General features: G+C 64.7%; 18 protein-coding genes and 1 tRNA gene. 8 read left to right on the forward strand and 11 right to left on the reverse strand.

The genetic code is table 11. From position 1 onward, the window contains the following. Positions 1-79: 79 nt before the first annotated feature. Together ACZLZY_RS14720 and ACZLZY_RS14725 are read left to right on the forward strand one after the other, a co-directional pair. On the forward strand, positions 80-520 hold the full coding sequence (locus ACZLZY_RS14720; protein ID WP_472934484.1) for a DUF2383 domain-containing protein: 441 nt from the start codon (positions 80-82) through the stop codon (positions 518-520). A gap of 162 nt (positions 521-682) precedes the next feature. Then, positions 683-937, forward strand: coding sequence for a hypothetical protein (locus ACZLZY_RS14725; protein WP_472934485.1), 255 nt, complete (start codon positions 683-685; stop codon positions 935-937). Position 938: 1 nt separating this feature from the next. Here ACZLZY_RS14725 and ACZLZY_RS14730 read toward each other — a convergent pair whose 3' ends face one another. Continuing rightward, the gene (locus tag ACZLZY_RS14730) at positions 939-1,886 is read right to left on the reverse strand and encodes a cation diffusion facilitator family transporter (protein ID WP_472934486.1); all 948 of its coding nucleotides are present in this window, start codon (positions 1,884-1,886) and stop codon (positions 939-941) included. 111 nt (positions 1,887-1,997) lie between these two features. Here ACZLZY_RS14730 and ACZLZY_RS14735 point away from each other — a divergent pair. Continuing rightward, a tRNA-Gly gene (locus ACZLZY_RS14735) sits at positions 1,998-2,072 on the forward strand. A gap of 9 nt (positions 2,073-2,081) precedes the next feature. Here the strand turns inward: ACZLZY_RS14735 and ACZLZY_RS14740 are convergent. The 7 genes from ACZLZY_RS14740 to ACZLZY_RS14770 all read right to left on the reverse strand — a co-directional run bounded on the left by ACZLZY_RS14740 (position 2,082) and on the right by ACZLZY_RS14770 (position 8,430). Next, positions 2,082-2,252 carry a hypothetical protein gene (locus ACZLZY_RS14740; protein ID WP_472934487.1) on the reverse strand — a complete coding sequence of 57 codons (171 nt, stop codon included), beginning with the start codon at positions 2,250-2,252 and terminating at the stop codon, positions 2,082-2,084. Positions 2,253-2,279: 27 nt separating this feature from the next. Next, positions 2,280-2,615, reverse strand: a complete 336-nt coding sequence (locus tag ACZLZY_RS14745) for a hypothetical protein (RefSeq protein WP_472934488.1) — start codon at positions 2,613-2,615, stop codon at positions 2,280-2,282. Next, positions 2,615-4,525, reverse strand: a complete 1,911-nt coding sequence (locus ACZLZY_RS14750) for a potassium transporter Kup (RefSeq protein ID WP_472934489.1) — start codon at positions 4,523-4,525, stop codon at positions 2,615-2,617. The genes ACZLZY_RS14745 and ACZLZY_RS14750 overlap by 1 nt, the downstream gene beginning before the upstream one ends. Then, complete coding sequence (locus ACZLZY_RS14755) at positions 4,522-6,084, reverse strand: TerC family protein (RefSeq protein WP_472934490.1); 1,563 nt, start codon at positions 6,082-6,084, stop codon at positions 4,522-4,524. Before ACZLZY_RS14755 ends, ACZLZY_RS14750 begins: the two co-directional genes overlap by 4 nt. Positions 6,085-6,310: 226 nt before the next feature. After that, positions 6,311-6,973: a DedA family protein gene (locus ACZLZY_RS14760; protein WP_472934491.1), complete on the reverse strand. Its 663-nt coding sequence runs from the start codon at positions 6,971-6,973 to the stop codon at positions 6,311-6,313. Between the two features lie 85 nt (positions 6,974-7,058). Further along, positions 7,059-7,685 carry a DUF2076 domain-containing protein gene (locus tag ACZLZY_RS14765; protein WP_472934492.1) on the reverse strand — a complete coding sequence of 209 codons (627 nt, stop codon included), beginning with the start codon at positions 7,683-7,685 and terminating at the stop codon, positions 7,059-7,061. A gap of 22 nt (positions 7,686-7,707) precedes the next feature. Next, complete coding sequence (locus ACZLZY_RS14770; protein WP_472934493.1) at positions 7,708-8,430, reverse strand: Bax inhibitor-1/YccA family protein; 723 nt, start codon at positions 8,428-8,430, stop codon at positions 7,708-7,710. Between the two features lie 466 nt (positions 8,431-8,896). Here ACZLZY_RS14770 and ACZLZY_RS14775 point away from each other — a divergent pair, with 466 nt between their 5' ends. From ACZLZY_RS14775 to ACZLZY_RS14785, 3 genes are all read left to right on the forward strand, one after another. Next, positions 8,897-9,943, forward strand: coding sequence for a YihY/virulence factor BrkB family protein (locus ACZLZY_RS14775; RefSeq protein ID WP_472934494.1), 1,047 nt, complete (start codon positions 8,897-8,899; stop codon positions 9,941-9,943). Between the two features lie 356 nt (positions 9,944-10,299). After that, complete coding sequence (locus ACZLZY_RS14780; RefSeq protein ID WP_472934495.1) at positions 10,300-10,491, forward strand: DUF3606 domain-containing protein; 192 nt, start codon at positions 10,300-10,302, stop codon at positions 10,489-10,491. Positions 10,492-10,530: 39 nt separating this feature from the next. Further along, positions 10,531-10,860, forward strand: coding sequence for a GFA family protein (locus tag ACZLZY_RS14785; RefSeq protein WP_472934496.1), 330 nt, complete (start codon positions 10,531-10,533; stop codon positions 10,858-10,860). Positions 10,861-11,357: 497 nt separating this feature from the next. On the opposite strand, the gene ACZLZY_RS14790 is transcribed toward ACZLZY_RS14785, so the two are convergent. Further along, a complete protein-coding gene (locus tag ACZLZY_RS14790; protein ID WP_472934497.1) occupies positions 11,358-12,107 on the reverse strand; it encodes an SDR family NAD(P)-dependent oxidoreductase in 750 nt (249 codons plus the stop codon). A gap of 94 nt (positions 12,108-12,201) precedes the next feature. On the opposite strand from ACZLZY_RS14790, the gene ACZLZY_RS14795 reads away from it, so the two are divergent. After that, entirely contained in the window at positions 12,202-12,558 is a 357-nt protein-coding gene (locus tag ACZLZY_RS14795) for a winged helix-turn-helix transcriptional regulator (RefSeq protein WP_472934498.1), read from the forward strand. A 342-nt stretch (positions 12,559-12,900) separates the two neighbouring features. On the opposite strand, the gene ACZLZY_RS14800 is transcribed toward ACZLZY_RS14795, so the two are convergent. Beyond that, entirely contained in the window at positions 12,901-14,022 is a 1,122-nt protein-coding gene (locus tag ACZLZY_RS14800) for a DNA cytosine methyltransferase (protein WP_472934727.1), read from the reverse strand. Between the two features lie 486 nt (positions 14,023-14,508). Between ACZLZY_RS14800 and ACZLZY_RS14805 the strand changes: the two genes are divergently transcribed. Beyond that, on the forward strand, positions 14,509-15,558 hold the full coding sequence (locus tag ACZLZY_RS14805; protein ID WP_472934499.1) for a hypothetical protein: 1,050 nt from the start codon (positions 14,509-14,511) through the stop codon (positions 15,556-15,558). Between the two features lie 14 nt (positions 15,559-15,572). Here the strand turns inward: ACZLZY_RS14805 and ACZLZY_RS14810 are convergent, their stop codons facing one another. Further along, complete coding sequence (locus ACZLZY_RS14810) at positions 15,573-15,965, reverse strand: hypothetical protein (RefSeq protein ID WP_472934500.1); 393 nt, start codon at positions 15,963-15,965, stop codon at positions 15,573-15,575. Positions 15,966-16,093 lie beyond the last annotated feature (128 nt).

Genomic DNA, 16,093 nt, shown 5'->3' on the forward strand with positions numbered 1-16,093 from the left:
GCACTGTACGGTACAGGCCCGCGACGAAACCGTTTGCGTCGAAGGCATTCCCCCATTCCATTCAACCGGGAGAATTTCCATGGTCACCACCGTCGGCACCGAAAGCACATTCGAGAAGCTCGTCCAGAACCTTATCATCCTCGAGCATGACGCGATCGCCGCCTATGAGAGCACGATCGCCAAGCTGGACAGCGAGAACTTCAAGACGAAGATCGCCGAGTTCAAGGCCGATCACGACGCCCACGTCGCCGAGCTCACCAAGATGGCACAGCGTCTTGGCGTCGAAGCCCCTACCGAGGGCGACATGAAGGAGTATCTGACCACGGGAAAGGTGGCGCTCGCCTCGATCATCGGCGACGGCACCATTCTCAAGGCGATGTCGACCAACGAGATCGAGACGAAGATGGCCTATGACCACGCCTCGAAGAACACCGCAGCTCCCGCCGAGGCGCAGGCGTACTTCCGGAAGGCCTTTGCGGACGAGACCCGCCACAAGGACTGGATGGACGCAAACGCCTAGGACGCTTTCGAGCGCTGGAGAAAAGGCTCGCTGCGTCGTGTAGCGGGCCTTCGTCTCACCGGCCCCCGTACGATCGGAGGCAGGATTCCATCCTCCGTCCTTCGGTGAACCTTGTTGCCGTTTCCGTCATTGCGGCACTGGGACAAAACGGAGAACGAACACATGTCTAAAAGTAACCTGGGCGACAAGGCACTCTCGATCCTCGCCTTTGCGGCTTATCATTCGCTGGAGAGCGGCGAGGTTGTCGGTGAGGTCGTGGTGGACGATGGAAACGGCCATACCGCTGATCGGGAAGGTCTCTCGGAACTGGAATCCAAGGGACTGGTCGAGGTCAACGGCGCACGTGCCCGCTTCACCGAAGATGGCGCAACGGAACTCGGCAACGTCATCGAGGCACTGAGGACCTCCCAGCGGTGACCTAGAAAGCTTCGGGGGCGGCCTCCGCGTTTCGACGGTGGGCATCAAAGCTCTGGGCCTCCACGAACACCCTTGTCACCTCCGGATGCGCGGCCTTGATGGCCTTCTCGATGGAGGTGACCGTCCGCTCGACCGACGAGGCCGGCAGGCGGTCGTTGAAGTCGAGGCTGAGGGCCACAAGCACGTCCCGCGGCCCGAAGTGCATCGTCAGCAACTCGTTGACCCGTTCGACGCCAGCGCCGCTTGTCGCGATCGACCGCATGCTGTCCCTGATGGGCGCCGCCACGCCTTCGCCCGTCAGGAGGCTCTGGCATTCGTAGGCGAGGAACGCCGCGGTCCCGGCGAGTATCAGTCCGATCACCACGGAGGCGACGCCGTCGAGGACGGGCATCTCCAGCGCCTGCGACAGGTAGATGCCGATCAGCGCCGCGAAGAGCCCGAGGAGGGCGGCGGAGTCCTCGAAGAGAACGGTGAACACTGTCGGGTCCTTGCTGGCCCGTACCGCGTCGATCCAGCCGCGGTCGCCCTTCTCCGCCTTGAACGCCTTCAGCGCGATCACCCATACCGTTCCTTCGAACAGGATCCCCAACGCCAGCACGAGGTAGTTCACCCAGGCCGACTCGATCGGGTGCGGGTTGCGGATCTTCGAGATGCCCTCGTAGATCGACACCCCGGCGCCGAGGCCGAAGATCAGCACCGCGACGACGAAGGCCCAGAAGTATAGGCGCAGGCCGAAGCCGAACGGGTGGTTCGCGGTTGCGGGCTTGGCGGACTGCTTGATGCCGTAGAGGAGCAGCACCTGGTTGCCCGTGTCGACGACCGAGTGGACGCCTTCCGACAGCATGGCGGACGATCCGGTGAACCACGCGGCACCGAACTTCGTGACGGCGACCAGCGCGTTTCCGGCAAGCGCCGCGTAGATGACAGTCTTGGACCCGTGAGTTGCCATTGTTCTGTTCCGGAGAGGATGGTGGTTCGCGGGGCCAAGAGTCCGGCGAACGAGAGGTAACACCTTCGCCGGAAGTGCCGTGTGGCGCCACTTCCGTTAGGAAGGTTTCATGCGGGCGTAGCTTTGCGGCAAAGCGATTGCCTTCCCGGCAGGAGAGATTCGGTTCGATCCCGGTCGCCCGCTCCAGCGTTGGCCTCAAGGGGCCAGAGTGACCGTGCCCGGCTCCTTGTCGAGGTAGTCCTCGACGTAGAATTTCTGGCCGACCCGCAGCAGCACCGCTGAGAAGGGCGTGGCCAACACCGGGCCAATATTTGGGATGAAGGTGAGGGTCGCAGCGAGCACCGCAAGGATCGGCGCGAGCGGCACGCCAAGAGCCCAACCCTGAGCCGACCTTCAGACCATCGACACGCCCGCGGCCCAAAGCGTTGCCAGCGGACCCGCAAAGCCGGACCACGAGCCAGCGGAATTCGCGGCGCTGCGCCAGACGCTGATGCAAAGGTAAACGTTCCACGGCCAAGAGGAGGCCCAGACCATCAGGATCAGCGGGTTCGGTGCGCCGAAGGCAACGAGTCCAAGCGACACGCCGGTCGTCGTGAGATTGAGGATCGTTCCCCAGACGAGCATGTCGACGAAGAACAGCGGCCCAAGCGGCACGCTGCCCTCCCAAGCGTCACGCCAGTAAGCGAACCTCCCGGCCCGCGGCGTGGCCTCGGTGACCGTCCGCGACATCAGAGGTTCACCCGGGTGCCGAGCTCCACGACCCGGTTCGCCGGGATCTGGAAGTAGTCGATCGCGTCGTAGGAATGGCGCGCCATCTTGATGAAGATCGACCGTTGCCAGCGCGGCATGAGACGGACACGGCCGCGCTTGATCGACCTGCGCCCGACGAAGAACGTCGTCGACATGATGTCGAACTTGATGCCCTCGCGGACATGGATCAGCGCTTTCAGGATGTTCGGCTCCTCAAGGAACCCGTAGCGCAGTTCCAGGATCCAGAAGCTGTCGTCGAGTCTCTCCAGCCGCGCCCGGCGGGCGTCGGCGACGTAGGGCGAGGACATCGTCCGGACAGTGAGGATGACGTTGCTCTCGTGCAGGACATGGTTGTGCTTGAGGTTGTGGCGCAGGGCGTCCGGCACGATGGTCGGCGCGCTCGTCAGGAACATCGCCGTCCCGGGGACGCGGATCACGGACGACTCCTTCATCGCAGCGGCAAAGTGCGCCATGGTCTCGCTGCCCTCGACCGCCTTGCGTGTCGCGATGCGCGTACCCCGCATCCAGATCGACATCAGCACCATGATCATCCCGGCGATGACCAGCGGCAGCCAGCCGCCGTCGAGGAGCTTCAGGAGGTTGGCGAGCAGGAAAGCGCTGTCGATCGCGAGGAAGGGAAGCACGACCGCGATAGCAAGGCCGAGGCCCCACTTCCAGCCATAGGCGAACACGACGATGGCCATGAGGCTGGTGACCACCATCGTGCCCGTGACCGCGATGCCGTAGGCTGAGGCGAGGGCCGACGACGAACCGAACGACAGGACGAGGGCAACGACGCCCGCCAGCATCAGCCAGTTGATTGTCGGCAGGTAGATCTGCCCCCGCTCGGATGCCGAGGTGTGCTCGATCTCGAGGCGTGGGAGCAGGCCGAGCTGGATAGCCTGCTGGGTCAGCGAGAAGGCGCCGGTGATAACGGCCTGGCCCGCGATGATGGTCGCCGCAGTCGCCAGCAGGACCAACGGCAACCGCGCCCACTCGGGCGCCGAAAGGAAAAACAGGTTCTCGATCGCCGCCGGGTCCGACAGCGCGAAGGCGCCTTGGCCGAGATAGTTCAGCAGGAGGGCCGGAGCGACGATGGCGAGCCATGCGTAGCGGATGGGCTTCTTGCCGAAGTGGCCGAGGTCCGCATAGAGCGCCTCGGCACCCGTCACGGCGAGGAAGACAGAGCCGAGCACCGTGAAGCCGACAATGCCGTGGCTGGTCATGAACCACAGGCCGTTGATGGGATTGAGGGCTGCGAGGATCGAAGGGTTGGCGACGAGGTGCCACACGCCGATGACGGCGAGCGCCGCGAACCAGGTCGACATGATCGGGCCGAAGAAGCCGGCGACCCTCGAGGTGCCGTACGATTGGACGGCGTACAGGCCGACGATGAGGACCAGCGAGATCGGCACCACGTAAGGCCCGAGTGCCGGCGTGGTCACCTTCAGGCCCTCGACGGCCGAAAGGACGGAGATCGCCGGGGTGAGGATGGCGTCGCCATAGAAGAGCGCCCCGCCGAGCATCCCGAGGACGAGGATGGCAGTGCTGGGTTTCGCCAGCGCCCTCTGGGTCAGCGCCATCAGCGCGAGCGCACCGCCCTCGCCGTGATTGTCGGCTCGCAGGATCAGGAAGACGTACTTGATCGTCACGACGACGATCAGCGACCAGACCAGAAGGGAGACGATGCCGACGATCTCCTGCGGCGAAGGGGTGCCGCCGACATGCAGGAGAGATTCCTTCATCGCGTAAAGCGGGCTCGTGCCGATGTCGCCGTAGACGATGCCGACGCTGCCGAGGATGAGGACGGGCAGGCTGCGCTTGGGATGGTGCGGCTCTTCAATCTCGGCAAGCGCGACGCCGGCCTCCGTGGTGCTATCGAAGGTCACGACGTTTCCTCCGTCACTTCGGGGATCGGGACGACGCGAACCTTGTCGATCGTTCGGCCCTTCATCCCGACCACCTCGAACTCATGGCCGTCGGCGACAATGCGCTGCCCGACCTTCGGAAGGTCGCCGAGCCGCCAGAGCAAGTAGCCGTTCAGCGTGGCATAGCGGTGGTTCTCGTCGACCATGTCCCGGTCCACCAGACCGCTGAAGCGGTGGATGTCGATGAACCCGTCGACGACGAGGCTGCCATCCTCCGAGCGCTCGACGACGGCCATCTCCTCGTCTTCGTCCGGGAACTCGCCGGCGATGGCCTCGAGGATGTCGGCCGGGGTCGCGACGCCGTCGACCGAGCCGTACTCATCGAGCACGATGGCCATCGCCACCCGGGAGCGACGAAGCTGCTCGAGGACCCGCAGTACGTTGGAGCGCTCGTGCACGACGAGCGGCTGGCGCATGACGGCCTGCCAGTCGATCGGCTTGCCCTCGGCGAGCGCGTGCAACAGGTCCGCCGTGTCGGCGACGCCGATGAAGCCGTCGAGCTCGCCACGGCAGAGCAGGATGGTCGAGTGGGTTAGCTTGAGGATCTCGGCGCGCTGGACGTCGTCGGGATCGTCGATGTCGAGCCATTGCACCTCGTTGCGCGGCGACATGATGGTGCGGACCGGGCGGTCGGCGAGGCTGAGCACCCCGGCGATCATGTCCTTCTCCTCCGGAGCGAACACGGGCACCTCGCCTTCCTCCGTACTGAAGTCGCTGGTGGTCTCGGCATCTTCGGAGCTTCGGCGACTGCCGAGCAGCTTCAGGACGGCTGCGGCCGTGCGGTCGCGAAGGTCCATGGTGGTGACGACGGTGTCGCGGTTCCGGACGCGGAACTGGTTGGCGGCCTCGACGAGCACGGAGAAACCGATCGCGGCGTAGAGGTAGCCCTTCGGCAGGTGGAAGCCGAAGCCCTCGACGATGAGGCTGAAGCCGATCATCAGGAGGAAGCCGAGGCAGAGGATGACCACGGTCGGGTGGCGGTTGACGAAACTCATCAACGGCTTCGAGGCCAGCATCATGATCGCCATCGCCACGACGACCGCGATCACCATGACCGAGAGGTGCTCGACCATGCCGACGGCGGTGATGACGCTGTCGAGCGAGAACACGGCGTCGAGGACGACGATCTGCGCGATCACCTGCCAGAAGACGGCGGCGGGACGCTTGCCGCCCGACTTCGCCTCATGGCCCTCGAGCCGCTCGTGCAGCTCCATGGTGCCCTTGGCCAAAAGGAAGACGCCGCCGACGATCAGGATGAGGTCACGTCCGGAGAAGCTGTAAGCGCCGAACGAGAACAGGGGCGACGTCAGGGTCACGATCCACGAGATCGAGGCCAAGAGGGCCAGGCGCATGATCAGCGCCAGCGAGAGGCCGATTAGCCGGGCACGGTTGCGCTGTTCGGGCGGCAGCTTCTCGGCGAGGATCGCGATGAAGACGAGGTTGTCGATCCCGAGCACGATCTCGAGCACCACCAGCGTGGCAAGCCCGATCCAGGCGTTCGGGTCTGCGATCCATTCCATGGCGGTCAATGTTCCTGTGTGCGGATGATGGGATCGGGACAAGCGGAAACGCGCCCTCGGCGGTGGCCGGGTGCGTTGGTATGTCCGCGATCATGGGAAGAGGCTGTCGACCTGCGTCGAACGCTGCACCGGGCCCATATCGGCCACGGTGCGCAACGTCGGAGGGGGTCGGCGGAGTCCGCTGAGTTCGCGGCAGGCACCGCGGGCTCGGTGGTGGCAAGGACGATCAAGACGCTCTCCGTCGGGCGGCACGGGCGGCGCCGCGGACGGCGCTCTGACGGACGAGGTGTTTCCCTCCGAGAAGCGTCACCACGGCGGTGGCCGCCAGGAGCAACGAGAAAAGCCCGATCATGTGGCCTCCCGTCAAGCCCGGGACGTGATCCATCCCGCGCGCGCCGAGCCAGCCGGGTGCCAGCATCAAGGGCGCCCACACGGCGGCCGAGAGGACGTTGGCGACCTGGAACCGCTTGTGGTCCATCGCCATCATCCCGGCGACGAGGGGCACAGTCGACCGGATAGGGCCAAGGAAACGGCCGATGAAGATCGCCGCGAACCCGTACTTCCGGAAGAACAGCCGGGTGCGGGCGACGGCGTGCCGATATCGACGAAGGGGCTTGCGGTGGACGACGCCGGGTCCGAGCCAGCGTCCGAGGACGTACGAGACGATGTCTCCGAGAACCGCGCCGACGATCGCACCGACGACGACGGTGACGGGATCGAGGACGCCCGATCCCACGAGGCCGCCGATCAGGAGCATGACGGCCGTCGCGGGAATGAACAGGCCGACGATCACCAGGGATTCACCGAGCGAGATGAGGGCGACGATCGGGCCGGCCCAGACCTGATGGGTCCGGACGATTTCGCCGAGATCGGAGAGGAAGGCTTCCATCGGTGCTTTCGCTGGAGCGACGCTATGAAACAGTACGGGAGCGGGCGACATCTGTCGCCCGCTCCCGTCAGACATTTGCCGAGGTTCAGAGTTCCTCGTCGCCGCCGAAGCTGTCGAAGAAGCCGCCGCCCTCGTCGGCTGCTGGTTCCTCCGCGGCCGCGGTCTCGGCCGGAGCCGCAGGTTCCGCCGGGGTCGCCTCGGCAGCCTGCGCCTCGTTGCCGCCGAACATGCCACCGATGGCGTTGCCGAGGAGCACGCCGCCCGCGACGCCCATCGCGGTCTGCGCGGCGCCCGCCATGAAGCCGCCACCGCCGGAACGCGCCTGCTGCATCTGCCCGGCCTGGGCGTTCTGCGTCTGCCCCTGGCCGTTCCATGGGCCGCTAGCCGTCCCGGCCCCGGACGTCATTGGCGCGGCGGGAGAACGGGGCTGCGGCGACTGTCCGCCACCGAAGAGCCGGGAAAGGAGGCCACCGCTTTCCTGTGGTGCGGCCGCTGGCTGCCGACGCAGTTCCTCGATCTCCCGCTGGGCGGCCTCGAGCGCCATCTCCTGCATGACGATGGTCTGGGCCATGTAGTACGGCGCGCCCGGCTGCTCCCTTACACGGTCGGCGATGAAGCCTTCGGCCTCAGCGTCGCGGGGTCCGGCGGTCCGCTCGACGTCGCCGAGCTTCGTGAATAGGCCCTGGATGGCCTGCTTGTCGTTCGTGTCCATGATGGGCTCCTGTCCGTCCGACCTATTCCCGCTCGCCCGTGAAGTTGAGCAGGAGCTGGAAGATGTTGATGAAGTTGAGGAAGAGTGAGAAGGCACCGAACACGGCCATCTTCTGGCGCGATTCCGCCGAATGGTTCTCGGCGTACTGCTCCTTGATCGTCTGGGTGTCCCACGCCGTCAGGCCCGTGAAGACTATGATGCCGATGATCGACACGGCGAACTGGAGCGCCGACGAGCCGATGAAGATGTTGGCGACGCTGGCGATGACGACGCCGATGAGGCCCATCATCAGCAGCGAGCCCATCTTCGTCAGGTCGCGCTTGGTCGTGTAGCCGTAGAGGCTGGTGGCACCGAACATCGCCGCGGCGATGAAGAAGGTGTTGGCGATGCTGGCCCCGGTGAAGACCAGGAACACCGAGGCTAGCGAAAGGCCCATCACGGCGCAGAAGGCCCAGAAGGCGAACTGGGCGGTGGCGGCCGACATCGTCTGGATCTTGAACGAGAACACCAGCACGAAGGCGAGCGGCGCGAGCATCACCACCCACTTCAGTGGGGTGTTGAAGATCGGCACGTAGAGCGCCGGCGTGGTGCCGACGATGTAGGCGACGAGGCCGGTGACCACGAGGCCGAGGCCCATGTAGTTGAAGACGCGCAGCATGTGCTGGCGCAGGCCCTCGTCGAAGATGACGCCGGACTGCTGGGCGGTGGTAGCGCCCCAGCCGGATCCGCGGATCGGCGTGTTCATGATGGTTCTCCTGATGGGTGACAGTGTCGCAATGCCGAGCCTCAGCCGACGCGCGCAGGGCGCGGGGCATGCACGGTTACGCACTGACGGAAGGGCCGCTGGCGACCGGGGCAGGTGCGTTTGAGGCATCCGTCGCCGGAAGGACGGACCGGATCACGGTCGGTCGTCGCACAGGTGCTGTTTGCTTCCGTCATGACCCGTATACGGAGCTCCGGGGATTTCCATCCCGAGGGGCCGAGCATTATTTTGGGACTGGAGTTCCCGCATGCGCGACGTTTGCGGCGGCCTGCCCCCGATGAGGCGCGACGCCGTCGGTTCGGCACTTCCGCGAGCGGGGCGGCCTCCCATCTTCACCCGGCCGAAAAATGCCCTCAGCCAACGACCTTAAAATGCAGGGAAGCTGCACGTTCGCCGGGATCATAACGCCGCCTTGGATGTTGACCGGGGCGCCGATGAGGGGATCGACATGACGGATACAGGTTTTGCGCCGGACCAGGACAGCCCGCCCACGCCGGCCGAGAAGCAGGTCTTGCACGAACAGAAGCAGGCGCACGCAGAGGCGGCCTCCGAACGCGGCCGGGGTAGGGAAGCGGCCAAGCCCACCGAGATTCCGGCGACTGGCTGGAAGGACATCTTCTGGCGCGTCTACGCCGAGTTCTCGAACGATCGCCTGATGCTCGTGGCTGCGGGATTGACCTTCTACCTGCTGCTCGCGCTGTTCCCCGCGATCACGGCATTCATTTCCATCTACGGGCTCTTCAGCGACCTCGGCACCGTGAACGACCATTTGCAGTCGATGTCCGGGATCCTGCCGTCCGGGGCGGTGCAGATCATCGGCGAACAGCTCGAGCGCACGGTCAAGAAGGGCGACGTCACGCTCGGCTTTGGCCTTGTGTTCGGTCTCGGTGTTGCCCTTTGGAGCGCGAACGCTGGGATGAAGAGTTTCTTCGACGCACTGAACATCGTCTACGCCGAGAAGGAGAAGCGCAGCTTCGTCAGGCTGACGCTGATCTCACTCGCGTTTACACTCTCAATGCTCGTTTTCATCGCCTTCATGCTTGGTGCCGTCATCCTGATGCCGATCCTCTTTGAGTACATCGGCCTCGGCGGTCTCGAGACGTTCCTCCTGATCCTGCGCTGGCCGATCCTGCTCGTGATCGTCGCCGTCGGCATCTCGATCATGTTCCGCTACGGGCCAAGCCGCACCAAGGCGAAGTGGCGCTGGGTTACGCCGGGAGCGGGCCTCGCCGCTATCGTCTGGGTCCTGTTCTCAATCGCGTTCTCATTCTACGCGACGAACTTCGGAAGTTACGACGAGACGTATGGAAGTCTCGGTGCGGCGATCGGCTTCATGACCTGGACTTGGCTGTCCTGCATCGTGGTCCTATTCGGCGCCGAGCTGAATGCTGAGCTCGAGCACCAGACCGCCCGCGACACGACGCACACTCCCGAAAGACCACTGGGAGAACGTGGAGCCGAAATGGCGGACACCGTCGGCGAGGCGACGTCCTGAAGCACTGAAGAAACGTCGCACCCCAGCAGAAGCTGGCGGTACCAAATTCCCAACCGAACGGCGAACTGTTTAACCCCTGCCGCACGACTGGCCAAGCTGGATGAAAGCACCGTGAAGGCTCTAAAGAGCGAAATCATCCTGGAGCTCCTGAGAGCCTCGCCGAACATCGGTCTGGCTGAACTCTCGCGACGCGTCTACGGAATGGATGGCAAGACGTGCATCGCGCGCACGAGACAGCAGATCAGCCTCCTTCGAGGGGCCGGCCATCCCATCGACTACGACAGGCGGTCCAAAGCGTTGTCGTTGGGCCATCCGGCTCCTGCGGGGGAGTGATTTCCTCTTGCTGCATTGAGATGGTGGCCAGGTCTGATGACCCAAGCTTTACCGCGGACCGGCGCGACAGGGCGAAGGTTTCCGCCAGCGAGCCGCTCGCTGTGAGCTACTTCGCCAAGAAGCATGGCTTGGCGTTGGAGCAGGCCCGCGAGATCATCGAGAAGCACGGGCGGAGCCGCGAAGCCTGCGACGCGGCCGCCAAGCGCAAGCGGTAGCCGAAGTTCTCGAACCAGCGAGGCGGCGATGACGACAAGGTGGGCGGGTGCAACTGCGGCGCGGTCCGCCTCGAGATGCGCGGCGAGCCGATCCGTGTCGGCCTCTGCCATTGCACCGTTTGCGGGACAGAGACAGGCGGTCCCTACCTCGCGTTCGCCGTCTTTCCTGAAGCTGCGGTCAGGGTCACGGGCGAGACCCGGGTCTGGGCGGACGACTTCGTCCGCCGTCACTTCTGTCCGATCTGTGGCTCAGGGCTCATCAGCATCGAGTTTAACGTGGAGGTGGAGGTCCGCCTAGGATGCCTCGACGCCGCGCCGACGGATCTGGCGCCGACGTACGAGAATTCGGTCGTCCATCGGGAGAGGTGACTGCCGCAGGTGCTGGGAAGGGCGGCTCCTGATGGGCGCGTCGACCCCCGCGGAGATCAACGAGACTTGCGGGTCGGAGCGTGGAAGTCCGGAGCCTTGTTGGCGACCCAGCGCAGGAAGCGAGCTACCTCTGGGTTGGTATCCAGAGGGATCGCTGCTGCCGCATGTCGCTCCAGATCCAGGTTCGTGAAACAGGCATGGATCGTCCGGTGACAGATCGGGTGGACGGGAACCGTGTCCCGCCCGCCTCGGCTCTTGGGAAGAGGATGATGCCACTCGACCCGGCGTCCAAGAGGGCGGGCGCAAAGCCAGCAGGGCTCGGGCTCGGCGGCGGACTCCGACGCCAGCTCGACCCAGTGTCCCGGTTTACGGTGTTTGCGTGCCAACGCTTGGATCCCATCCCGTCGATGGTGACGAGATGAGAGGAAGTGCTGGCCTGTTCAAGTGGGCGGGCGGATGCAGTGTTCCGCTTCTTCGCCAACGTTCGGCAGGTGCGCCTAGATCTGTGCATGTCCGCCATCAGCGAAGAGCTCGCTGCCGTTGACGAAGCTGCTGTCGTCCGAGGCGAGGAAGAGGGCGGCGGCCGCCGTCTCCTCGGGCGTCCCCATGCGTCCGAGCGGGATCTGGGCCTCCATTGCGGCGATAAACGCCTTCTTCCCCTCCTCGGTGGAGGAAAGGCCGTGTAGGCCCGGAGTCGAGGTGGGACCCGGAACAAGAACGTTCACGCGGATGCGCCTCGGTGCCAAGTCGAGGATCCAGCTCCGAGCGAAATTGCGGATGGCCGCCTTGCTGGCGCTGTATACGCTGAACGACGCCCCGCCCATGGTCCCGGTGGTCGATCCTGTGAGGATGACCGAAGCACCGTCGCGCAGAAGCGGCAGCGCCTTCTGCACCGTGAAGAGGGTACCCTTCACGTTGGTCGCGAAGGTGCGGTCGAAGTGCTCCTCGGTAATGTCGGAGAGCGCAGCGAACTCGCCGCCGCCTGCGTTGGCGAAGAGGATATCGATGCGGCCAGCCTCCCGGCCGACGCTCTCGTAGAGGCGGTCGAGATCCGTCATGTTCGCAACGTCGCCTTGGACGCCATGCGCGCCGTGCCCGACCTCCGCAACCGCCTGGTCGAGCTCGGCCTGCCGCCGACCCGTCATGAAGACGCGTGCGCCCTCTTGGGCGAAACGCTTGGCGCTCGCGAGCCCGATGCCGCTGTTCGCGCCCGTGATGACCGCCACCTTGCCGTCGAGTCTGCCCATGTCCGTCTCCTGATGTCGTGGAAACCAGATATGGACTGTCGCCAACCTTGTGTTTAGTACCTACCTAAAGGTAAGCGAGAGATTTGGAGTGAACATGAGCGACCCGGTATGTGGCCTCGACATCGCCCTGGCCGTGATGAGCGGGAAGTGGAAGCCGCTCATCCTGTACCATCTACAGCATGGTCCCCAACGGTTTGGGGACCTCAAGCGGCTCGTGGCCGGGATCAGCGAGAAGGTGCTGATCCAACAGTTACGCGACCTCCAGGCCGCTGGCGTGCTTGTACGGCACGACTACAAGGAGGTGCCGCCGAGGGTCGACTACACCGTGACGCCGTTCGGTATGACGCTCGTTCATGCTCTCATGCCCCTTTGTCACTGGGGAACGCAGAACCGATCGGAGGTCACTCGTCTCTTGGGCGTGGACCCGCTCGCGGCATCGGTAGCAGCTTGAACTTTTCCTCAATCGTGCAACGCATGCATCGCCGCGGATCAAAGGCGAGATCCGCGACGATTGGACGGCTCGGCCTACCCCTACCGTTGCCGACCTTCGGTTCGAGGCTCTTCAGCGTCGAGGCCAACGGCGAGGTCGAGGTCCGCCTCGGGTGCCTCGACGCCGCGCCGACGGACCTGGCACCGACGTACGAGAACTGGTTGTCCATCGGGAGACGTGGCTGCCGGAGGTGCTAGGAGCCGGGCAGAACGAGCGGGACCGAAACCACTGATGTTGACGGTAAGCTAGCCCCCGAGACGCATCGCCACAAGCTACGCCAAGGCGGGTTGAACCCCCCGTCTGTCAGCGGACGGCCAGGTCCGCCCCCTGCGGCTCGAGTATTGAGGATGTCTGCCGCAGGAGCGCGAACGGTATGTCCATCGTTCTCGTGGAAGTTGCCGAGGCCTCTCCGTCGTGGGGCACACGGATGTCGTCCTGCCGCATCATGTTCTCCGACCAGGGCCGCAGCCGCATCCAAGCCGCTATCCGACCGACTTCCTTGCGGTAGTCATGACGTTCACCCGTCAGCGCGTCGGCTACGGCACAGCCGAGATGCAGCGCGACGATCGGTGGAAGGGCGTTCGCAATCTGCTTGAACCGCGATGTCCGGCTTCCCTTGAAAGGGTAGCCGCTCGGGAAGCCTTGCAACGCCGCCACCATCGCGATGTTCAGCTTGACGGGGCCCTCGTGTCCCTCCTTCGGCGCCGCAAAGGGCACGTCGCCGGGATCAATGCCCATCGTGCGCCAGACCTTGCGCGTGTTCTCCTGCCCGAGGTCGGCTCCCTGCTTCTTCGGGCTACCGCCGGTGATGGTGGGCGCAAGTCGATCGAGCTTCGCCATGAACTCCTCCGTCGGCTCGTAACCGTCGGCCTTCATGAGGTCGTAAAGCACACATGACATGGCGTAGAAGTCGTCCATCGAGACAGGTGCGGGCGCCGGCCACGAGAACCGCGCCATCGCCTCGGCTTCCCGGAACCCAACGAGGATGGCCCGCTCGCGCGCTCGCGCGACCCCGAACTCCATGGCCCGCACGGTGCGCCACTCGCAGTGGTAGCCTGCGTTCGCGAGGCGCCCAAGGATGTCCATGCGATGGAAATGGTTGCCCCGCTCGAGGATGCCCGTGACGTCCTCGAGGAGCACCGCGCGCGGGCGCAGCGTCTCCACCAGTTCCACGGCGCGCGGCATGAGGTCCCGCGAGTCCTTCGCTCCGAGGCGCTTTCTCGCTTTCGAGAAGGAGACGCACGGCGGGCCACCCGCGATAAGGTCAACGCCGGCGAACTCGCCGAGGTCCATCTCGTTCAGGTCGGCCTCGATGTTGTTCGTTTTCTGGAAGGCCGCCCACAACGTCATGGAGGCGTGGGGGCCAGCCCGACGAGCGCACGGTGCACGATGCCGGCCCGCATTAAGCCGTGCAGTCGCCGGCAGGGGTACAGATCTCGAGAGAGGTTAGCTTGTGCTCGAGAAACAGTAGCCCACGTGCACCAAGGATTTCACCTCTCAAAGTTCGCAGGACTCCGTCGACCTCGATGTAGCCGTCGCTGGAAGGTGCCGGGACCCACGTGCGGACCGGATGCTCCGAGGTGAGGATGGCTTCGAAGGTCCGGGCCTCGACGACAACGCTTGACGGCCCGCGCGAGAGGGCGCGGGTCGACATCAGGGCGGCGTTCGGAGCGGTGGGCTGCGGCACGGGGAGGAGGCCTCACGAGGTGGTCGTGAGGACAGTCAGCAGGGGCACCGTGCAACATTCGACGGCGGTCGCGAACTATTTGAGATCCGCCGAGACGTTGGTATCGAAAGCGCGCTCGGTAGGCGAAGCATGCATGGGGGATAGGCTTGAGCCGTTCGACACACACGACCCGGGTAGCTGTCCCGGTCCGCTATTCACGCCCAATGAACCTCGGCGCCGCGAGTGTGACCGAAGGCTTCGTGAAGTACCGCCTCGCGCATTCCCCTTGGGGTAGCTTCGTCGTTGTCGATGCTCTCTTCACGCCGAACCCTTCAACGATGGTCGGCTGGAATTTCCATCTGCCCATCTTTTACGGCGCCCCATACCTGACGTTCGGCATGCCGTCTGGCGACGGGACATCGACGTTCGACCTGCTAGAGATGAACGCCAACGTGGGCCACCCTCGGAAGAACGAGGCCTTTGCCGTCAACCTGGAGATCCGCTCGACCGGAAGGGTGAAGAGCTACCGGGACGGATCCCAACTGTCGGCGTGCGCCATCCAGCATGACGTCCCGTTGCACCCGAACCGCTCCGGTGCCGCACGGCGCGTCGGCGACGACTTCGAAATCCGTCTGTTTCACCACACCCTGCGGAAGACGGTACCTCTGATTGAGAAGAGCGGACACTTCCGGGCTTCCCGGTGGAACCTACAAGGAACCCGCGAACTCGCGAACGTCCACTACGTCTACTTCACTACCCTTGACCGCATCCGCGACGAAGCTGACCTCCAACGCATCGCGATGGCGAGCGAGGGCATGATCGTGCAGCGCGGGATGACGGAAAATCCTGGCTTCCAAGACCCGGTCGTCGAGATGAAGGTTTACCGCAGCAGCACCCGCAACAGGGAGGCGAAGATGACCCGGTGGGTGCCTGTGGGATCGATGGCTCCCAACCATCTTCTGAAGTTCAGTCCATTCGGCGAAATGGCCTACTACGAGGCCATCCTTCCCGAGGTGGTCCGCCTCGGAGTCGTTCCCGACGCGACCATAGCCTTTGACAGGTCCCGCCTCGTTCCAGCAGAAGCGGACGAGAAGACCTTCGAGTACGTCATTTGCGGGGAAGCATCCACGCTGGCTGGGCTGGCTGCGCCCTACGACGAGGAGTCAACTGACCAGATCCTCCACCTCGAGAACCTACAGGCAGAGGACGTCTTCGAGTACTGGAAGCGAAACCAGAACACCGACCAGTTCACTAAACGGCGCCCCGAGTTCCGGTCTGTGCTGCCACCCGCCTAACGAAACCAGCGGTCTCAGAACCCGAGGGCATACAGCTCCCGGCGGTGCTCGACGACCAGCTTGGAGCAATGGCACTCCATGACTTCGAACGCGACCTGGGCGTAACCCGGGTGCGCCGCGCGGACGTCCGCCGGGAGCCGCGTGGCCGCCTCGCCGACGCGCTGCCAGCGCTTCGAGAACGCCTGGCGCGCATGCAGGTCGTCGGCGATTGCGTACAGGAGGGCGCGAAGCTCGTCGGACCACTCAGCCGCCTCGGCGTCTGCGCTGGCGAGCGTCACGCCGTGATGCTCGAGCCGGGCCTTGCAGGCCGCCTGGCCGTCCTCGTTGCCAGGGACGTGGAAATGGATGTCGCGACTTTTCTCGGTCCCGCGCGTGAATGCGGCGAAGTCTTCCTCGATCGCTTCCATGTGCGCGTCGAACTCATCTTCGTCGGTGATAAACAGGCCCGATGTCGATCGTGTTGCTAGCCGTGCTCGTGCTCGTCATCATGTCCGCTCTCCCTGTCCCACATAAGCGTCAGGCGCCGGCGGGCAGG

This window comes from Mesocryomonas lacus (genome assembly GCF_055730135.2).